Below are 3,697 nucleotides of genomic sequence, written 5' to 3'. Positions count from 1 at the left end.
AACTGCGCTACCAGGGCGGGATCGAGACGCGAGGGCGTGTTCGCCAACTCCGCATCCGCGCAACCCTGGGTACGGAATTCCTGCAGCACCCAGTGCCGCACCCCACGGGAGCGCAAATCCCGTGCCATGGCCATGAGGTCCTCCGGCGCGAGGAGCCGGTGATGCACGGTGGTGCGCAGTTCATATTCCACCGTGCCGGCCAGGACTGCGGCGAGGGCCCGCTCGGCCTTGGCACCGCTGCGGGGGACCCCCGTCAGATCGGCATAGCGGTCGAAGGGGGCCTTGATGTCCAGACCCACCCAATCCAGCAGAGGCAGAATTTCCGTCAGCCGTTTCGGGTAGACGCCGGCGGTATGGAGGGCCGTCGCGAAGCCGAGATCGCGCACCTGCGCCAGCGCCGCTCCCAGGGCCTCCTGGGCGGTGGGTTCCCCGCCGCTGAACACCACTCCGTCCAGCAGGCCCCGGCGGCGATGGAGCCAGGCCAGCGCTTCGTCCCAAGGGATGGCCACCGGGCCGCGGCTCTCCCACAGCTCCGGGTTGTGGCAATAGCCACAGCGCAGGGGACAGCCCCGGGCGTAGAACACCGCCGCCAGCCGCCCGGGAAAATCGATGGTGCTGAGCGGTGTCATGCCGCCCAGCACCAGATCGCTCCTCACGCCCGCAAGGGGCCGGACTCGCGGAAGAAGCGCCGCTCCCGGTGCTCGCCCTGCTTGCCGAGGTTGAAGGACGCCACGGGACGGTGGTAACCCATCACCCGGGTCCATACCTCGCAGGGCTGGCGTTCCTCATCGCGCAAGACGATCTCCATCCCCATGTCTCCGCTTTCCCAATGTGCGTTCATGTCATCTCTCCTTTTCAGATCAAGGTCAGGCGCTCAAGCGCCGGCGTTTTTCCGCGAGCCGTTCCTGGTCGCAGACGGGACAGAAGGGATGCTCGCCCGCCAGATACCCATGCACCGGGCAGATGGAGAAGGTGGGCGTCACCGTGATGTAGGGTAGCCGGAAGCGTTCCAGCGCGCGCCGCACCAGCCGTTTGCAGGCCTCGGCGCTGGAGATGCGCTCCCCCATGTACAGGTGCAGGACGGTGCCGCCCGTGTACTTGGCCTGCAGGTCTTCCTGCCGCTCCAGGGCTTCGAAAGGGTCGTCCGTAAAGCCCACCGGGAGTTGGGAGGAGTTGGTGTAATAGGGCTTGTCCGGAAAACCGGCCTGCAGGATGCCGGGAAAGCGTTTCCGGTCCTCCTTGGCGAAGCGATAGGTGGTACCCTCCGCCGGGGTGGCCTCCAGATTGTACATGTGGCCCGTTTCTTCCTGGCAGGCCAGCATGCGGCTGCGCACATGGTCCAATAGCTCCACCGCGAACCCATGGCCGAACTCTGTGGCGATGTTCTCCCCGTCGTCCGTGAAATTGCGGATCATCTCGTTGATGCCGTTCACCCCGATGGTGGAGAAATGGTTGCGTAACGTACCCAAATATCGTTTGGAATACGGAAAGAGTCCCGTGTCCATGTGGCGCTGGATGACCTTGCGCTTGATCTCCAGGCTTTCTTTCGCCATCGCCAACAGTTCGTCGAGGCGCCGATACAGACCTTCCTTGTCCTGCTTGTGGAGATAGCCCAGGCGGGCGCAGTTGACGGTCACCACGCCGATGGAGCCGGTCTGCTCCGCCGAGCCGAAGAGCCCATTGCCACGCTTGAGCAGTTCGCGGAGATCCAGTTGCAGGCGACAGCACATGGAGCGGACCATGTTGGGCTGGAGTTCGGAGTTGATGAAATTCTGGAAATAGGGCAGGCCGTACTTGGCCGTCATGGCGAAGAGCCCTTCGGCGTTCTCCGAATCCCAGGGGAAATCGGGCGTCATGTTGTAGGTGGGGATGGGGAAGGTGAATACCCTGCCCTTGGCATCCCCCTCGCTCATCACTTCGATGTACGCCCGGTTGATCAGGTCCATCTCCGCCTGCAGATCGCCATAACGGAAAGGCATTTCCGCGCCGGCGATGACCGGCGCCTGCGCACGCAGGTCCTCCGGGCAGACCCAGTCGAAGGTGACATTGGTGAAGGGCGTCTGGCTGCCCCAGCGGGAAGGGACGTTCAGGTTGTAGATGAACTCCTGGATGTTCTGGCGCACCTCCTGGTAGGAAAGCCCGTCCTTGCGAACGAAGGGCGCCAGATAGGTGTCGAAGGAACTGAAGGCCTGGGCGCCGGCCCATTCGTTCTGCAAGGTCCCGAGGAAGTTCACCATCTGCCCCACGGCGCTGGACAGATGCCGGGGCGGGCTCGCCTCCACCTTGCCGGGGACGCCGTTGAAGCCCTCCTGCAGCAGGGTCCGCAGGGACCAGCCGGCGCAATACCCGGCCAGCATGTCGAGGTCGTGGATGTGGATGTCCGCCTCGCGGTGGGCGGTCCCGATCTCCTCGGGATAGACGTGGCTCAGCCAATAGTTGGCCGTCACCTTGCCGGCGACGTTGAGGATCAGCCCGCCCAGGGAGTAGCCCTGGTTGGCATTGGCGTTGATCCGCCAGTCCTGGCGATCCAGATATTCGTTCACGGACCCGATGGCGTCCATCATCGCCTGCCGGTCCCGGCGCAGGCGGTGATGCTGCTCGCGGTAGGCGATATAGGCGCGGGCGGTCCGGTAGAAACCCGCGTCCATGAGCGCCAACTCGACTTGGTCCTGAATCTGCTCGATATGGGGTATGCCAGCGGAAAGACGGGATTTCAGGGCGTCAAGCACCATACCCGTGAGCTGTCGGGCGGTCTCATCATCGAACTCGCCCGCGGCCCGCCCCGCCCGGGCGATGGCAGAAGAGATGCGCTCGGCGTCGAAAGGCACCCGCGAACCGTCCCGTTTGATGACCCGCGTCCAGGTGGGCTGGCTCAGCCGGAGGGGAGATAGGGCTTCCATAAGGACTCCTTGGCAATGGTCTACGCACGTTCCTACATATTGTGTGTCTATTGAAATTTATAGCACATATATTGTGGTTGTCAAGGTTATTGGATCTTCATATCCGATATATTGCTGCCCCCTACGGCCAGTGAGGATCACGGTAGGAAAGGTGACGAAGGCAGGCCAGGGGAATCCCCAGCGGACGAATGCCCGAAACGGGATTCCGGGACGCCGCCGCACGCGGATTCTGGCGGTTGGGCTGCCGTTCGAGTTGCTCGCTAAGAGCGTATCCCTCAGTACTGGGCGGTGACGAAGACCCAGGCGCCCTGGGTGTTGAGGCCGTAGCCGGAGGCGCGGTAGTCGGCGTACTGGACGCCGCCGCTCCAGTGTTTGGTGAAGGTGTGGATGGCGGAGAGATCCAGCTCGTTGCCGTAGTGCAGGTCCGCGGTATCCGAGTGGAAATCGTAATACGTGGCCTGGAGGGCGGTCTGCCAGACCTTGGCCGTAGCGGTGAGATAGAGGCTCTGCAGGCCCCTGGGCGGGGTGACGAGGAAGACCTCGGCCCAGCCGTTGAAGGCGTGGCGGGTGGCGAGGGGGGTCTGGAAGCCGTAGGTGCCGCTGCTGTTGGCCCCCATCAGCATGTAATCGGCATGCAGGCCGAGATTCCGCCAGGCGGCGCCGCCGCCGAGGTGGGCGTATTGGGCGTTCACCAGGGAACTGCCGCCGTCGTAGGGCAGTTGCTTGGCATAGCTGGCGTCATAGAGCAGATGGAAGTCCGCGGGCAGGGGCATGGTCCCGGTCAGGCGCACGCCCAC

At 63.9% G+C, this 3,697-nt stretch carries 3 protein-coding genes and 1 pseudogene; all 4 read right to left on the bottom strand.

Features of this window, described 5'->3' with window-relative positions:
- Positions 1-641 (bottom strand): anaerobic ribonucleoside-triphosphate reductase activating protein (locus tag ACP5MM_RS09705; protein ID WP_427934523.1); only part of this gene is annotated, 641 nt, incomplete at its 3' end.
- An 11-nt stretch (positions 642-652) separates the two neighbouring features.
- Positions 653-841, bottom strand: coding sequence for an anaerobic ribonucleoside-triphosphate reductase (gene nrdD / locus ACP5MM_RS09700; protein WP_427932713.1), 189 nt, complete (start codon positions 839-841; stop codon positions 653-655).
- Between the two features lie 25 nt (positions 842-866).
- Positions 867-2,900, bottom strand: coding sequence for a ribonucleoside triphosphate reductase (locus tag ACP5MM_RS09695; RefSeq protein WP_427934522.1), 2,034 nt, complete (start codon positions 2,898-2,900; stop codon positions 867-869).
- 275 nt (positions 2,901-3,175) lie between these two features.
- Positions 3,176-3,697 (bottom strand): annotated as a pseudogene (locus ACP5MM_RS09690) (alginate export family protein); the annotation flags it as partial.

This window comes from Acidithiobacillus sp., from assembly GCF_049965315.1.
In the GTDB taxonomy this organism is placed as follows: domain Bacteria; phylum Pseudomonadota; class Gammaproteobacteria; order Acidithiobacillales; family Acidithiobacillaceae; genus Acidithiobacillus_B.
The sequence above is the reverse complement of the archived record's forward strand: the minus strand, read 5'-3'. Positions and strand labels throughout refer to the sequence as shown.